Below are 14647 nucleotides of genomic sequence, written 5' to 3' on the forward strand. Positions count from 1 at the left end.
ACTAAAGGCAAATGCCTGTAAAATGCTACGAAATTAAAGGGGCGTAGCGTAACAATAAAAATCCCCTTTGAATGTTCTTGTTGGCCGATTGTTTCGCCGACCGACACCAATCTAAATACTCAGAAGTGTGGATACCGTCTTATGGAGCAAAACCCGCAGTCGCAGCTTAAGCTACTCGTAACCAAGGGTAAGGAGCAAGGTTACTTAACCTATGCTGAGGTCAACGACCATCTGCCGGAAGATATCGTCGATTCAGATCAGATTGAAGATATCATCCAGATGATTAATGACATGGGCATCCAGGTCATGGAAGAAGCACCTGACGCCGATGATTTGATACTCGCTGAAACCACTTCCGATACGGATGAAGATGCAGCAGAAGCCGCTGCTCAAGTTCTATCCAGTGTGGAAAGTGAAATTGGTCGTACTACAGACCCTGTGCGCATGTACATGCGTGAAATGGGTACCGTCGAACTCTTAACCCGTGAAGGTGAGATCGACATAGCAAAACGTATCGAAGATGGCATCAACCAAGTTCAGTGCTCTGTTGCAGAGTACCCTGAAGCCATTACTTATCTACTCGAACAGTATGACCTCGTTGAAGCAGGCGAAAGCCGCTTATCCGATTTGATTACTGGTTTCGTCGATCCTAACGCTGAAGAAGATTTAGCACCAACCGCAACACACGTTGGTTCTGAGCTTCCACAAGAAGAGTTGGATAAAGACGATGATGAAGATGATGATGAAGACGAAGACGGCGATGACAGCGATAGCGATGATGATAACAGCATCGATCCTGAACTAGCCCGTGAAAAATTCGGTGAATTGCGTACGCAATACGAAAAAACGCGTCAGCACATTAAGCAGTTTGGTCGTAGCAATGCACAAACAGCACTTGCTATCGAAGAACTTTCTGAAGTCTTCAAGCAATTCCGTTTAGTGCCTAAGCAATTTGACTATCTGGTCAATAACATGCGTGAAATGATGGATCGCGTTCGTTTCCAAGAACGTACTATCATGAAGCTATGTGTTGAACAGTGCAAAATGCCTAAGAAAAACTTCATCACGTTATTCAGTGGCAATGAAACCAGTGAAACTTGGTTAACAGCAGCCAAAGCGATGAACAAGCCTTGGTGTGAAAAGCTGCTAGAAGTTGAAGAAGAAATTTTGCGTTGTCTGCAAAGATTACGTCAAATTGAAGAAGAAACTGGCCTGACAATTGAACAGGTAAAAGATATTAACCGTCGTATGTCTATCGGTGAAGCGAAAGCACGCCGTGCGAAAAAAGAGATGGTTGAAGCAAACTTACGTCTGGTAATTTCTATCGCGAAGAAATATACCAACCGTGGTTTGCAATTCCTTGACCTAATCCAAGAAGGTAATATTGGTCTGATGAAAGCGGTTGATAAATTTGAATATCGCCGTGGTTATAAATTCTCGACCTATGCAACTTGGTGGATCCGTCAGGCAATTACACGTTCTATCGCGGATCAGGCTCGTACCATTCGTATTCCGGTACATATGATTGAAACCATCAACAAACTGAACCGTATCTCTCGTCAGATGCTACAGGAAATGGGCCGTGAACCTTCCCCTGAAGAGTTAGCGGAACGTATGATGATGCCGGAAGACAAGATCCGTAAAGTCCTGAAGATCGCTAAAGAGCCAATCTCAATGGAAACGCCAATCGGTGATGATGAAGATTCACATCTCGGCGACTTTATTGAAGATAACACGTTAGAGCTACCATTAGACTCAGCGACATCAGAAAGTCTGCGTTCAGCAACTCATGAAGTGCTGGCAGGTCTGACGGCTCGTGAAGCAAAAGTTCTACGTATGCGTTTTGGTATCGATATGAACACCGACCATACCTTAGAAGAGGTGGGTAAACAGTTCGACGTTACGCGTGAGCGTATTCGTCAAATCGAGGCTAAAGCTCTACGTAAATTGCGTCATCCAAGCCGCTCTGAAGTTCTACGTAGCTTCCTTGACGAATAATGAGCCTTTAATTAGTCATCAAACACCTGCTTCGGCAGGTGTTTTTTTATGTCACTAAACGATAAATGACCATTTTAGTCATGACGTCATTAATCAGCATGTCATACATCAACACTATTCACTGCTCAGTATTATCTCACAAGCAATTCTGTTAATTTCAATGAATTCATGCCATGTATATTGTTTGTGATAATGAAGCGAATACTGTTTATCGACACGGCAGATATCTGGACGCTCATCATAGATAGTACATAACATATTAGTTTCATTATAATTCTTACAAACGCCATCACCTCGATCAAGAAATTGAGTTTCATGCGCACGATCAACATGGCGGCAGCATGCCCCACATTTATCACAAGGAAATAGCGACTCGGTTTCTAAGCTCATAATGAGTCCAGCCACTCGCTGAATGAATCATCACTTTCTGCATCAAAGGGCAATACAATATTATTTCTCTTAATTTCCTGATTGAGAATAATTTTTCGCTCATATTCTGAATTCGTCACTTGTAATGCATTGGTAAATACCTGCATTTCAGTCACATTAAAGTTAAACTCGAGCAGAACAAGTTTGACAAGATATTCATCTAAAGCCGCATTAACTTCTCGGTAGTACTGTAATGTCAGCTCATATTTATTTCGGAATTTATTCAAAAAATTCCAAATTTTTTGCATGAACTCACTATGCTCTAAAAAATAACACATCGCCAATGTCAATAAGCCGGAAATCAAAACGCCAATAAATACTGCCACATCATTACCGAAGGGAAATGATAATATTCCATTCAAGTATGTTGTTATCATTGAACCTAAAATAACAGAGATACTGGTCGAAATAATTTTAATGGCTGATTTTAGCAAATCGCCTAATGCTAAATTTTCAGGGTTAAAAAATAGTAGCTTAGCCGCTGAAAATAAACTATTTACTGACTCTCGAATTAATTTTACTATCAGTTTTGTGGATGTCAGGAAGATATTCAGCATCGTAGTTGTTACACTCGCTAATAGCCCACCAAACAGCCCATTATTAAACTCAGTCCAAAAATCTTTAAAACGGACCTTTAATCTTTCCCAAATATTTGTGACAACATCCCTCAAATCTTCAATGAAAATTTTAAGTTTAAAGTTTGTTTTATGCTGTTCAATCAACTTCGGGATAGCGTCTTTTAATTCAAACCAAAGCTCTGCAAATACAATCCCTAGCATTTGCCTTGCTCCCATTCTCAACCCAGTGTTAATGGCCGCTGAGGCCGTATTCACAAAAAACTTACTGCTACTGTAGTACTTACGACTAATTTCAGCGTCATACTGTTTTCTGGCCTTTTTATCGATAGCCTCCATGACATCAAAATTGGCTTTTTGCTTATTCTTAAGTGTCTTGAGTTTTTTTAGCTCAATATCGGTTAGTTGCCCTTTACTTTCTAACACATTAATTTCTGTTTTAATCTGTGTTTGCTGTGATTTTAAATTCACCATAAAGTCTGCCATTTTTTGGGCTTTTTTCGACTTATTTAATGTTTCATTCGTAAAGGTCAAATTTGAGTCACGGTTCGCTAAATCCGCACCATCAATTTCAGCAAGAACACGTGCAGGGTCATTATGGACCTCATAAGCGGCAATAATGTGATCAAGATTAGTCACATCTTGCTGACTAAAAGTTTCGCCAGTGTAAGAATCAATTAATTCACCGGATAATTTTTGTTGCTTACCTCTACGGTTTGTTTCTTTGTAGTTTTCATGACTGTGATATTCATGAGAATCGTATTGCCCACGATTCTCATAACGATCTTTTTCTACTTCTGTCGCCCAAATATCGTTTCTGACATTATGGATGGTATCAACATCGCCCCCTTTTTTATCTTTTAATAATAAAAAATCTAAACCAAAAGAAGTCACTAAACTTTGAACAATTGTATCGTTCACTTCCTTTTGCCAATTATAATTTTTCTGCTGCATATGCTTTACCGATAAGTAGCAGCCGAGCACTGCTACTTATAATTTATGATGTCATTAAGATAGAGTAAAACGCTCAGTTTCATCTAACTGTTTATCTAGGCAATCCTGATTGATAACTTTTAGCCCGTGGCTATCCGTTTCAATTTCGATAACTTCATCAACGATAACAACCTCATTATTTTCATTTAATTTTGGCTTAAATAATGGTGTCGTAATTAGATTAGTCATAATAGCGGCGAGCTTATAGCCATTATTAATGGTCAATTTTAATTCATCCGTAATACCATGGGTATTTGTGTTGCCCAATGCTTTATTACGTTGAATTATCTTGTCTGCCTCTATAAGCGCCAATAAATAGGGTTTAAACACATTGAATTGTGCTTCCAAAACATGATAAATAGCGACAACATACTCTTTAGTTTTCGTTAAATTCTCATGTGCTAAAGTCATTTTTGCAACGGCACCATTAACTTCAGAACGAATTTTTCGAGCATTATCTAACGCTTTTTCGGCATGGGAATTATAAGCCCAACCCGCAATAGCTAAGATAGGAGCAACAACGGCACCGCCTAACACCATTGCGCCACCGGCCATCCCCCATCCCCCGGCGGCCAGTGAACCACCACCGATAGCCGCCATTGTCGCATTATAAGCAGCCGCACCTGAAAGCGCTGCAATTGGTGTTCCCGTCGATGCCGCGGCAAATGCCATCACACCGCCATAAACAGCAAAACCTGCCGCAGCACTTGATGCACCGGCACCGACTAAGGTTCCTAGATACTCTGTTGCTGAAATCGCTAAGTTTTCAATTTTATTAATTTCATGACGAGGAATAGAGATAGAAATATCCTGTCCTGATTCATTTAGCTGTTTTAATATTGATTGTGCGATAGTATTAAACTTACTGAAACTTTCACCAATTTGTAATTCAAGCGTACCTAGCTTCTCTAATTCATTGGTCGTACTGACATTAATAGATTCCAGAACCTCTTTATTTTCATCATAACGGCGTTGAGCTTTCGCTAACATATCATCCGCTTCTGATTTTGTTTGGTAACCGTCATAAGCTTTCTTTCCACCAAACGCGGCGGCAGCAATAGCCGCACCTGCAATAATAAATGGTATTGCCATACAATCCTCTCAATTTTGATAAAATTAAAATAACTCGTTACAAGTGACTAATATAATCTTGTAATTTTTTTTCAAACTTTACCTTTAACCATTCTGGCTCTAATATTTTAATATTTGGGATCCAGTATTGGATTAAAGGTAAAATCTGTTTTTCACTCATTGCAGAACATGAAACTGTTAAATACTCACTATTTTCATCAACAATATACTGATTTGGTAACACATCCCTTCTCTTGAAGTAATCAGATATTGATGATGAAACCTGTACTCGAACATTAAAATTATTATGGCTAGTCCATGGGTCCTTACTTCCCATTAATATATTCAAAATATTATCATCTGGTGAAAATGTTACTTTGCTTACATCTAACCATTCAATTCTATTCAATGAAAATGACTTAAGCTTCCCCTCTTCCATTGCATTCAAATACCAAATCGTATTGTGACATACCAGTTTATAGGGATGTATTATCCGATTTTTGTTTTTATAGAGAATATGACATTCTCTTTTATTATCAATTGCATACCTGATTTTTTCATAATGTTTTTTTAAGTAACTCTTAATCTTATGCTCAATACCATTAAATTTAATGAGAACACTTCTATTCTGAATAGTCTCAGGAATACTTTTCAGAAAAGATTGACTAAAATCAGGTAAATACTTATCTATGCCAAAAAAAGAAATCATTTTATAATATTCGACAACTGTCGAAAAACCGTACTTCGAATTCCCTTTATGCTCTAAAATTAAGCTTAATGAATTCAAATCTCGATAAATTGTCCGCTCGCTGACTTTAAAACGAGAAGCTAGCTCACATTTATCGACTTCACCATAAAGATAAGTTTCGAGAATAATTGTCGCTAATCTGACTCCTTGATTTTTTTTATAGTCATCCATTTTATCACCAACTATGATTTAGGTTAAGATTGATTGCACAAAGAATATCAAACTCAGTGACAAATAGCGTCAGTACAAAACTTTTTATCGCATAAGATAATTCTTATTATGCGTTTCTCAATTTTTACCCCCTGTGATTTAAATTGACGATGAGATAAAAACACTTTTACTCAAAAATATTGTCATTTACTGCATGCGCTACAAAAATTAGCGCATTATGTTTTTAAAAAAGACAATCTAAATAAGTCGTTTTTAGTGACACATAACATAACTCATCAAACGAGTCATAATCATCTATTTTGTAATATCTTTATTATTCAAATAAAGAAAATAGGTTAAGTTAACGATAGAAGTGAAATAAGTTCGATTTAAAAAGCAAATTAACGAACGTGTAGTAATGCACTGTAGATAAAATTTGGATGGTATTTATATTGAAATAATGCAAGAAAATAAGCAGAAAAATAGATTAAACAATTAAAAAAATCATCTAGTTAAGTGTTAGCGTTGACTAAAAGCTAACACTTAAACCTATCAATTAATATTTATTGCTGAGGAGTTTCATGTAAGTATACCCAAAGACAATGCTCTCCATCTACCTTAATACATACCGTGGAAGTTCGTAATAGCCATGAATCCGCTGTTTCATGTCGCTCTTGGTATTGTAGCCAACAATACTCCCCTGTATCTAAAATAGGTTTAATATCAGAAAGCGTGATCTTTAATGAAGGTCTTGTTCCCATATTATGATTAAATAAGGTGTTAATCTGTTCTAAACCGATGCGTTCTCCCTTTATTGTCACCATGGCAAAATTTTTATCAAAGCTAGCTAATAAAGGCCCTAATGCATTCTGATCTTTACCAGTAAATACATTTTCAATCGAAATATGCAGATCTATCACACTCTGCAATGCTTTTTCCATGTTACCCATAGTTTATCTCTCTTTTAATACGGCGACTAATGACAGTAAACCGATAATCGCTGCGGCCATAAAAGTATATTGATAGCGCAATAAGTCATTTTGGACGCTGACGACACTAAAAATAGACACCAACACGACCGTTCCTACACTGAACGCAACTTGGCGATTAATGTTCCATAACACACTGCCTTGCAATAAATCCTTCCCTGTAAAATCAATTAATGCACTGATCTGAGCAGTATTAGTACACAGCCCTCCACCTGCTCCCATTAATAAATAAGCAACTATGAGTAAGGCCAAATCTGAGTAACTTGATACCCAAAACAGCAACATAATCCCTAAGCTATGAGTCGTAATTCCTACAAAAAATAGCGTTTTCTTACCAATCTGGTGATAGAGATAACCACCACTTAACATTGATAGCAAAGCCCCCGCGGCATATAACAGCATAAACATGCCCGTCTGAGCTGCGCTAAAATGTAAATTATTTTGTAAGTTAAAAATATTGAGTAAATTGACACCGGTAAATACACCAGGTACTGCGTAATAAACAATAAAAGCATTACGCAAATGACTATTTACGAGTAACTGAAAATTCAAAATAGGCGCCGAACATTTTTTGGCGTATTGAAGATATAAAACCAGAATAAAAGCAGAAAATAGAAAACTGCTCAGAGCTAGTACGGTACTGTGATAATCGTTATAAAAGGAAAAAGATAACAACAAGAACAGTAAACTAAAACTCACCATAATCAACCCTAATACATCAGGCTTTTCTCTTTGTTGCCGTCCATCATTTTTCACCCATGACCACGCTAAAATTGCCGCAAATAATGAAAAAGGCAGATTTGCGTAAAATACCCAGCGCCACGAGAATGAATCAATAATCATTCCCCCTACCGCCGGAGAAAATGCAGGTGCAATTAGGGCGACAACCATAATTAAAGTTGAAATACGATGGCGCTCTTTACCTGGAAATAGCTCAAAAACAAGCGCCTGTCCCACAGGGATCAGTAACCCACCAGCAACACCTTGAATAAAACGCCAAATGATCAAGCTATAAATTGAATGACTCAGTCCACACAATAAAACACTGACTGAGAATAACAGCATAGACAGACTGAGCAGCTTTTGGTTACCTAATTGTCCTGCTAGCCATAAACTCAATGGCATGATCAAGACTAAACCTAAGATATAACTATTAGCGACCCAAGCCACCATTGATTGGCTGGTAGAAAACGCTGAAGCAATATCAGGCAATGCAATCGCTGACATAAAAATATTAATACAGTCGATAAAGAAGCCAATTAAAAAAACAGTTGCGATTTTATATCGATAAGACATACCTACCTCCGGCGCACAAGAGTAGGTATTCCCCCTTTCTTTGTCGATATAAGAGGATTAAACTCATTGTTTAATAATGGCAAACAATCAGACTGATTATGCAAAAAAACCTTAAGCAAATAACCACTTTTCTACAAGTGGTTGATTCGGGATCTTTTACCAAAGCGGCTGATATTTTAGGCATGAGCCGCTCTATGGTCAGTATTGATATTAAACAATTAGAGATACGGTTGAATGTCAGCCTGCTCATACGTAATACACGTAATATTGCCCTCACCGAAGCAGGAAAACATTTTTATGATGACTTTAAACCTATCCAATTAGAGATAGAAGAAGCGTTTGAAAGAAGCCAAAATTTAGCAACCAATGTCACAGGCTTACTACGTTTTTCATCCACTAATGAATTTGGACAACGTTATATTTTGCCATTACTCCCTGAATTTTGCCGTCTTTATCCTAAATTACGACTGCAATACAGTTTCAATTCTTCATTAGATGATTTAGTCACCGAAAAATTAGATCTTGCAATACGTTTAGGTAATTTAAAAAGCTCATCCCTAAAAATACGTAAAATTGGTGAATACCAAATCTCTATTGTGGCAACCCCTGAACTATTAAAACACTATCCCGTTAAAGGGATTAACGATTTAGCACAAATTCCTTGGATAACCCATTCATTACTGAATTGGCAAGATACACAATACCTGCTAAAAAATACGCTAGGGGAAAAATACCCTCTTCCCATCATAAAAGGCCAATATGAATCGAATTCGGCAGCGGTGATCCACCAAATGGTACTGGCCTCTCTTGGGGTCGCTATCTGTCCTGATTGGCTCGTCAATGATGATATTCATGCAGGGCGTCTCATTCGTTTACTACCTGAGTTTTATCTACCTTCACAGAATATTCAGCTACTTTATCCAAATAGCACCACTCTACCTGCAAAAACTCGTGTATTTATTGATTACTTAGTTGGAAAATTTAGCCTATAAAAAAGCCGTGTCCTATCGCATCACGGCCTAAAAATAACATTTCTACGGTTAATAACGCTAAAAACGACTCAGCAATTAATAATGAAAGAGCTAGGCCAGACTATGTATGAATGAGCGTCATTAGCAATAGTGAAATATTAAAGTATGACGCATATATTAAAGGGTAATCCAAAACACCCCATTCGCTTTAATAGCCGTAAACTGCTGTAAGAATTCCTGCAAATTTTGTTCAGGCTGTAAAGTTGTAAAAGTTTGCGGATGCATAAACTTAGCCATAGCTTCAATAGCAAAAATATTCATTGGGTTATTATAGAAGTTATGATAAATCGCCATGACATGCTTCTCTTTCACTGCTGTCAGCGATGAAATTCCTTGGCGATCGACAAGCTTAGCCAATTGCTTTTTAGCCACCGTTGCATCTGCATCATAACCCAGTTTAACGGCCGTTGAGCGACGATTAAAATTCTGCCAATCTGCGCCGGTTAATACATAAAATTCAGGGTTTAAGGTAATAATATTTTCAATTGAGCTTTCAGCACCTTTAGCCGGAAAACTGTCTTCCACTAAATTGTTACCACCCGCAAGACTTGCTAAAACCCCAAAACCTGAACGACCATAAAGTTGGCAACAACTATCAGCAAATAAGCCTGCATTAGCCTCAATTAATACCGACGGATACGGTTTTTTCAGCTGCCCTTCAATGGCGGCTAGTTTTTCTTGGTACAGTGTCGCAAAGCGGTTTGCACGTTCCTGAGTTCCTAATAATTCGCCTAATAACACAATACTTTTTGGCGTGTTATTGGCGATATCCATACGGAAGTCAATAAAAATAACCTTGATCCCTGCGGCTTCCAGTTGTGGCATAAATTGGCTATCGCGCATCGCGGCATAATTAGATTTATGCATTAATACCACTTCAGGCGCCAGCTCAAGTAATTTTTCAATTTGAATGCCCGTTTCGCGGGTTTTTCTTAAGGTTGGTATGTTAGCTAATTCAGGAACCGCAGAAAAATAAGCCTGTTTTAAATCAGGCGCGTACTGTTCTAACGAATCACTCCAGCCAACAATACGTGAGAAAGCGTCTTTTCCCCCCGCAATATCGACCGATAAAATATCTCGCCCATCGATCAAAAATAGTTTGTCGACGGGAAGATCGACACTCACTTTGCGGCCTTGCAAATCAGTCATCACAGTGGGCGTTTTAGCTGATGCAATCACACTGACTAAACATAGTAACCCAGTTAATAGCCATTTCATTCAATAACCTCATTGAGTCATAAAGATGAGCCATCAATAAGATGGCTCACAAGATATTCAACTTAAAACGTCACACTATAATTCAACGCAAAAGTTCTTCCTCTACCTTTATAGGTATACAGATCTGCTGCACCATAATTCGGACTATATAATTTTGGCGCACGTTGCCCCCAAATCGTGGTGTAATCTTCATCCAGTAAATTTTCTACCGCAAAACTGACTTTACCAACTGGCAATAAATAACTGCTTAAGAAATCCACGGTATTATAACCATCAAGCTTGTTACCATCCGCATCGGAAACATTAAAGGTTTGCTGGCTTTGTAAACGTAGAGACCAATCATTTGGCTCCCATCCCACATATGCAGTGACTTTTGATGGGCTAGCAAATTTAACGCTCCATTTCTCCCATTTACCATCCACTTTGGTTTCTGATTTTTGCAGATTAAAGTTACTACCAACACTCCAATCACTATCTTCAAAGAAATAATCAACAGCCCCTTCCACGCCATAAATACGACGTTTATCTGACTTCATATAGATAGTCATATCCGCGTTATTAATGTCATAACTTCTGTCTGACAATGAATAATAAGCGGCAATTTGTGTGCGTAAATTATCTCCAGTATAGCGCCACCCCAGTTCATAGGAGTCAACTTTAATACCTTTCACTTTAGTATCATTAATATTAACGCTATTTTCTAATGCAAGATGCCCATTAGCATCTGGGGTTGCTGCATATTTCCCTGTTCCATAATATTTGGCAATATCGGGAATTTCAAAACCTTGAGAGAAATTAAACCATGTTTGCTGGTTTTTAGTTAAATTCACCAATAAGCCTGCATTAAATAACAAGTTATTATAATCGGTATTCCCCCCCGGCACAGCATCGGCAGATTTAATTTTACCTTCTGCTATTTGCTGTTGTTGCGCATACCCAACAAAGTCATCCACTTTGTTTTCAGTATATTGATAGCGCACACCGCCGCTTAAAGTGAATATTGGATTAATATCGTAGCTACTTTGCAAGAAAGCGGCCATATTGGTTGTGGTATAACTTGGATAACGCCCAACTTGATAGGCTTTTTTCAAATCCATGCCACCCGATTCTTTCGCTTTATCTAAATTAAAGAACATTTGATTAGCACGAAATTGTTCGTGCTCAGCGTCAGCACCATACGTCAGCGTCAAATGCTCAACCGGCTCGCTATTAAACGTCAGCTTAGTACCATAGAAATTGGTTTTTTGATCAGAGGCGCTAATACTGGTGACATCCTTTGCCTTATTTAGCGTAGGGAATGGATAGAATTTTTGTGACTCATCACGATAATAAACTTGGGCAACAAAATCTTGCCCCCAAAGGTCACCATTCGAATATTGTAAATTCAGCATGTGACGCTCAGTACCAGGTAAGCGATCTGAATTTAATTTATCACTATTATGAGCCTCGCCTTGGCCTTTCACCGCCGCAAAATCTTTGCCTAAATAAAGTCCATGTTTACCATCGGACTCACTTTTATAATATTGAACCGTGGCTTGTAGCTGCTGATTATCATCAATATTAATAACCCCAGCGCCCATGACATCCAAGCGGTCAGAAAATTGTAGGCCTGTTTGTGTATTATCAATATTAATTGCCTTACCTTTGCCATCATACCAACCACCATAACGTTGATAGGCAACGGATAAACGACCATGGGCGTTTTCATTCCCCCCACTCATGGCCGCGGCAATATTTTCATCATGATCTTTGCCATTACTAAAGCCGGTTTTTCCGCCAATTTGTAAGTCGACTTGTTTTTCTTCTTGGCCTTTTTTGGTGACAATATTAATTAATCCACCACTACTACCGCCACCATATAAAGAAGTGGCGCCAGAAATCACTTCAATATGGTTAATATTAAACGGGTCGATAGAATCTAATTGGCGGCTATCACTACGTGAAGAATTTAAACGGACCCCATCCACCATCACAATCATTGAGCGGCCACGCATATTCATACCGTAATTAGTACGCCCTTGACCGCTAACACTCATGCCGGGGATCAATTGTGACAGAATATCTTTTAACTCTTTACCTCCTTCTGCTTGCTGTTCTATTTCCGCATTATCGATAACCCAAGTAGTTTGAGCCATCTCCGACACACTTCGATAAGAACGCGTTGCCGAGACAGTCATTTCATCTTGTTTGTTTTCTGCTGCGAATGTTGCTGGTGCAATAAAAGAAGCAAAACATGGAGAGAGTATCCAAAGATGCCTAATTTTCATGTGCCTAAGATCCTAATAGGTTGTCGTGTTTTTTTACAGGCCGCTGCCGATAACATTACGGCTTTTTATCCGGCTAAATTAGCGGATAATTTTAACTGATAATAAACATACTATTAAGAACTATTATCATTCTTGTGTCTTTTTTTAGACATCGCCGACGGAAAGAAGAGGGAAAAGCAGAATATTTATAAATCAGAAAAAGAAATGTTGGAGAAGGTCAGACAAAAAGCAGGATTATCGAATCTTGAATTGCCATTAATGGACACTTATAAATAAAGTGGCTAGAAAGCGTTGCTCTAATTAAAACGATATATAAAACAAATAGTAGGGTGTTTGCCTTTAATTAAACTAAAAACAAACACCATATTAACAAGGCTTTGATTTTGTACTACCCATGATATTTCAAGTGACAACGTTGCTGATTAGGTTCGCTCGTACTCGCCACAACATTTATCTGTGCTTAACGACTTGCTCACTTATCACCTAAGTTAAACTCAAATTATTTAGGGTAGAAACTTAACTTATTTTTTTGACGCTAAGTAATCTTGTAGTGTGCCTTCAGGATGTTTCTTACAGAACTCAACGATTTGTGGCGCTTCTGCAACACTCTGTTCTGTTAACGCAACATAATCGCCACCTTTAAATTGTGTATCCATATTGGTGATCCACAATGCAACAGGTGCCCAGCTTTGTGGGTTCAGGTTAATATATTCCTGACAAGTCATTTTTTCAGGCGTGACAATATTCGAGTCCGCAGCCATCGCATTAAAAGAGAATGCTGCCATTGCAGCTAAAACGCTAGAGATAACAATCTTTTTCATTATAAACCTCTTATGTGTATAAATAATGCATAACAATGTGGCTGTTTATTTTTATCACAAACTTATTAAAGTTTATATAATCTTATTAGGATAATAAGATTATAATAAAACAAAAACGACCATCCAATTAAGGCGTTTTAATAACAAAAAATAAGTCATTATTAATGACAACTAATTAACAACATAACAAAAAATTTTTTGCTGTTAAAAAGCTGAAATAAAAATACATACTAAAGAGAGTATAAATTATTATTGTTTAATATTTTTAAACTAATTAAAGGTTGGTCAATATCATAAAATTAATTTATAAGAGAGCCTCAGTCATTATATGTAACTAAGCGACTAAAATGCTCAGATAGCTTGCTTAAAGAGCGGATGGAAGATACCGCCACTTCTTTATTTGGATCTTTGCATAGTTCAATTAATCTAATCACTGCATCTTGTTGTTCTATTGTCGCTTTATAATCACCCAATGCGGAGATCGCCGCGATCTTGACATCATCGTTACCTCGAAAAGTCAACTCGATAAGTGTCCCTATAATTTGTTTTTCCATGGTTTAGCCTGTTGTAGTAAGAAATAAGTGAATGTAATTGGTTATTTTAAGTTAAATAATTAATTACATCCTACTGTATTCAAGAACAGTTTAAGTGGCTAATTGGAGATTTACTCCCATTTATTATATGTTTTAATATTTATAGCGATAGTTCAAGTTAGACGTAAGATTTATAACATAAAATACTCGTCGTTGGATGAAAGGGCACTATCCTTCATTAAAAAACACGACTCATAGTTTAAAATCGCCATCCATACTCATTACGTACTCAGAGAAGATCGCTATGTATAAAACCTAATTGTTGAACATCAAGTTGTTGTAATACTAAATCTGGTTGAAAATGGGAATCAATTAAAGATACCTGCCGTAAAATTGATATATTCAGGACGAATAGGTATAATGTGGAGTTATAATATAGAAAAATATGAAGGCAAAAATATTATGAAGTTAAAATCTATTGAAGATTAAGACAGGCACCTGAAACTACTAATTCCACCACATGAATAT

12 protein-coding genes are annotated in these 14647 nt (G+C 37.5%); 2 read left to right on the forward strand and 10 right to left on the reverse strand.

Annotated features, from left to right (window positions below; all coding sequences use genetic code 11):
- The first annotated feature begins 87 nt into the window (after positions 1 to 87).
- Positions 88 to 1998: an RNA polymerase sigma factor RpoD gene (gene rpoD, locus M1F03_RS15225; protein ID WP_257759871.1), complete on the forward strand. Its 1911-nt coding sequence runs from the start codon at positions 88 to 90 to the stop codon at positions 1996 to 1998.
- A 114-nt stretch (positions 1999 to 2112) separates the two neighbouring features.
- On the opposite strand, the gene M1F03_RS15230 is transcribed toward rpoD, so the two are convergent.
- The 6 genes from M1F03_RS15230 to M1F03_RS15255 all read right to left on the reverse strand — a co-directional run bounded on the left by M1F03_RS15230 (position 2113) and on the right by M1F03_RS15255 (position 8249).
- Entirely contained in the window at positions 2113 to 2388 is a 276-nt protein-coding gene (locus M1F03_RS15230) for a YkgJ family cysteine cluster protein (RefSeq protein WP_249999276.1), read from the reverse strand.
- Positions 2385 to 3956 (reverse strand): cobalamin adenosyltransferase, encoded by a 1572-nt coding sequence (locus M1F03_RS15235; RefSeq protein WP_318839989.1) that lies wholly within the window; start codon positions 3954 to 3956, stop codon positions 2385 to 2387. Before M1F03_RS15235 ends, M1F03_RS15230 begins: the two co-directional genes overlap by 4 nt.
- 54 nt (positions 3957 to 4010) lie before the next feature.
- On the reverse strand, positions 4011 to 5087 hold the full coding sequence (locus M1F03_RS15240) for a chemotaxis protein (RefSeq protein ID WP_154624194.1): 1077 nt from the start codon (positions 5085 to 5087) through the stop codon (positions 4011 to 4013).
- Positions 5088 to 5124: 37 nt separating this feature from the next.
- Complete coding sequence (locus tag M1F03_RS15245) at positions 5125 to 5985, reverse strand: helix-turn-helix transcriptional regulator (RefSeq protein WP_318839990.1); 861 nt, start codon at positions 5983 to 5985, stop codon at positions 5125 to 5127.
- Between the two features lie 542 nt (positions 5986 to 6527).
- Positions 6528 to 6914, reverse strand: coding sequence for a hypothetical protein (locus tag M1F03_RS15250; protein ID WP_195848168.1), 387 nt, complete (start codon positions 6912 to 6914; stop codon positions 6528 to 6530).
- A gap of 3 nt (positions 6915 to 6917) precedes the next feature.
- On the reverse strand, positions 6918 to 8249 hold the full coding sequence (locus M1F03_RS15255; RefSeq protein ID WP_249999282.1) for an MFS transporter: 1332 nt from the start codon (positions 8247 to 8249) through the stop codon (positions 6918 to 6920).
- Positions 8250 to 8347: 98 nt separating this feature from the next.
- On the opposite strand from M1F03_RS15255, the gene M1F03_RS15260 reads away from it, so the two are divergent.
- Positions 8348 to 9241 (forward strand): LysR family transcriptional regulator, encoded by an 894-nt coding sequence (locus M1F03_RS15260; protein WP_318839991.1) that lies wholly within the window; start codon positions 8348 to 8350, stop codon positions 9239 to 9241.
- 156 nt (positions 9242 to 9397) lie between these two features.
- On the opposite strand, the gene M1F03_RS15265 is transcribed toward M1F03_RS15260, so the two are convergent.
- The 4 genes from M1F03_RS15265 to M1F03_RS15280 form a co-directional block, all read right to left on the reverse strand.
- Positions 9398 to 10498: an ABC transporter substrate-binding protein gene (locus tag M1F03_RS15265; RefSeq protein WP_154623510.1), complete on the reverse strand. Its 1101-nt coding sequence runs from the start codon at positions 10496 to 10498 to the stop codon at positions 9398 to 9400.
- 62 nt (positions 10499 to 10560) lie between these two features.
- The gene (locus M1F03_RS15270; protein WP_318839992.1) at positions 10561 to 12765 is read right to left on the reverse strand and encodes a TonB-dependent siderophore receptor; all 2205 of its coding nucleotides are present in this window, start codon (positions 12763 to 12765) and stop codon (positions 10561 to 10563) included.
- A 521-nt stretch (positions 12766 to 13286) separates the two neighbouring features.
- Positions 13287 to 13586, reverse strand: coding sequence for an HdeA/HdeB family chaperone (locus tag M1F03_RS15275; RefSeq protein ID WP_014657621.1), 300 nt, complete (start codon positions 13584 to 13586; stop codon positions 13287 to 13289).
- Between the two features lie 317 nt (positions 13587 to 13903).
- Positions 13904 to 14140 (reverse strand): HEAT repeat domain-containing protein, encoded by a 237-nt coding sequence (locus M1F03_RS15280; protein WP_154635708.1) that lies wholly within the window; start codon positions 14138 to 14140, stop codon positions 13904 to 13906.
- Positions 14141 to 14647: the final 507 nt, after the last annotated feature.

The sequence above is a fragment of the Providencia sp. PROV080 genome, assembly GCF_033688105.1.
In the GTDB taxonomy this organism is placed as follows: Bacteria; Pseudomonadota; Gammaproteobacteria; order Enterobacterales; family Enterobacteriaceae; genus Providencia; species Providencia zhejiangensis.

Coding starts and splice junctions, on each gene's coding strand:
- M1F03_RS15230 (WP_249999276.1), bottom strand. CDS start 2,388: ATGAGCTTAGAAACCGAGTCGCTATTTCCTTGTGATAAATGTGGGGCA.
- M1F03_RS15235 (WP_318839989.1), bottom strand. CDS start 3,956: ATGCAGCAGAAAAATTATAATTGGCAAAAGGAAGTGAACGATACAATT.
- M1F03_RS15240 (WP_154624194.1), bottom strand. CDS start 5,087: ATGGCAATACCATTTATTATTGCAGGTGCGGCTATTGCTGCCGCCGCG.
- M1F03_RS15245 (WP_318839990.1), bottom strand. CDS start 5,985: ATGGATGACTATAAAAAAAATCAAGGAGTCAGATTAGCGACAATTATT.
- M1F03_RS15250 (WP_195848168.1), bottom strand. CDS start 6,914: ATGGGTAACATGGAAAAAGCATTGCAGAGTGTGATAGATCTGCATATT.
- M1F03_RS15255 (WP_249999282.1), bottom strand. CDS start 8,249: ATGTCTTATCGATATAAAATCGCAACTGTTTTTTTAATTGGCTTCTTT.
- M1F03_RS15260 (WP_318839991.1), top strand. CDS start 8,348: ATGCAAAAAAACCTTAAGCAAATAACCACTTTTCTACAAGTGGTTGAT.
- M1F03_RS15265 (WP_154623510.1), bottom strand. CDS start 10,498: ATGAAATGGCTATTAACTGGGTTACTATGTTTAGTCAGTGTGATTGCA.
- M1F03_RS15270 (WP_318839992.1), bottom strand. CDS start 12,765: ATGAAAATTAGGCATCTTTGGATACTCTCTCCATGTTTTGCTTCTTTT.
- M1F03_RS15275 (WP_014657621.1), bottom strand. CDS start 13,586: ATGAAAAAGATTGTTATCTCTAGCGTTTTAGCTGCAATGGCAGCATTC.
- M1F03_RS15280 (WP_154635708.1), bottom strand. CDS start 14,140: ATGGAAAAACAAATTATAGGGACACTTATCGAGTTGACTTTTCGAGGT.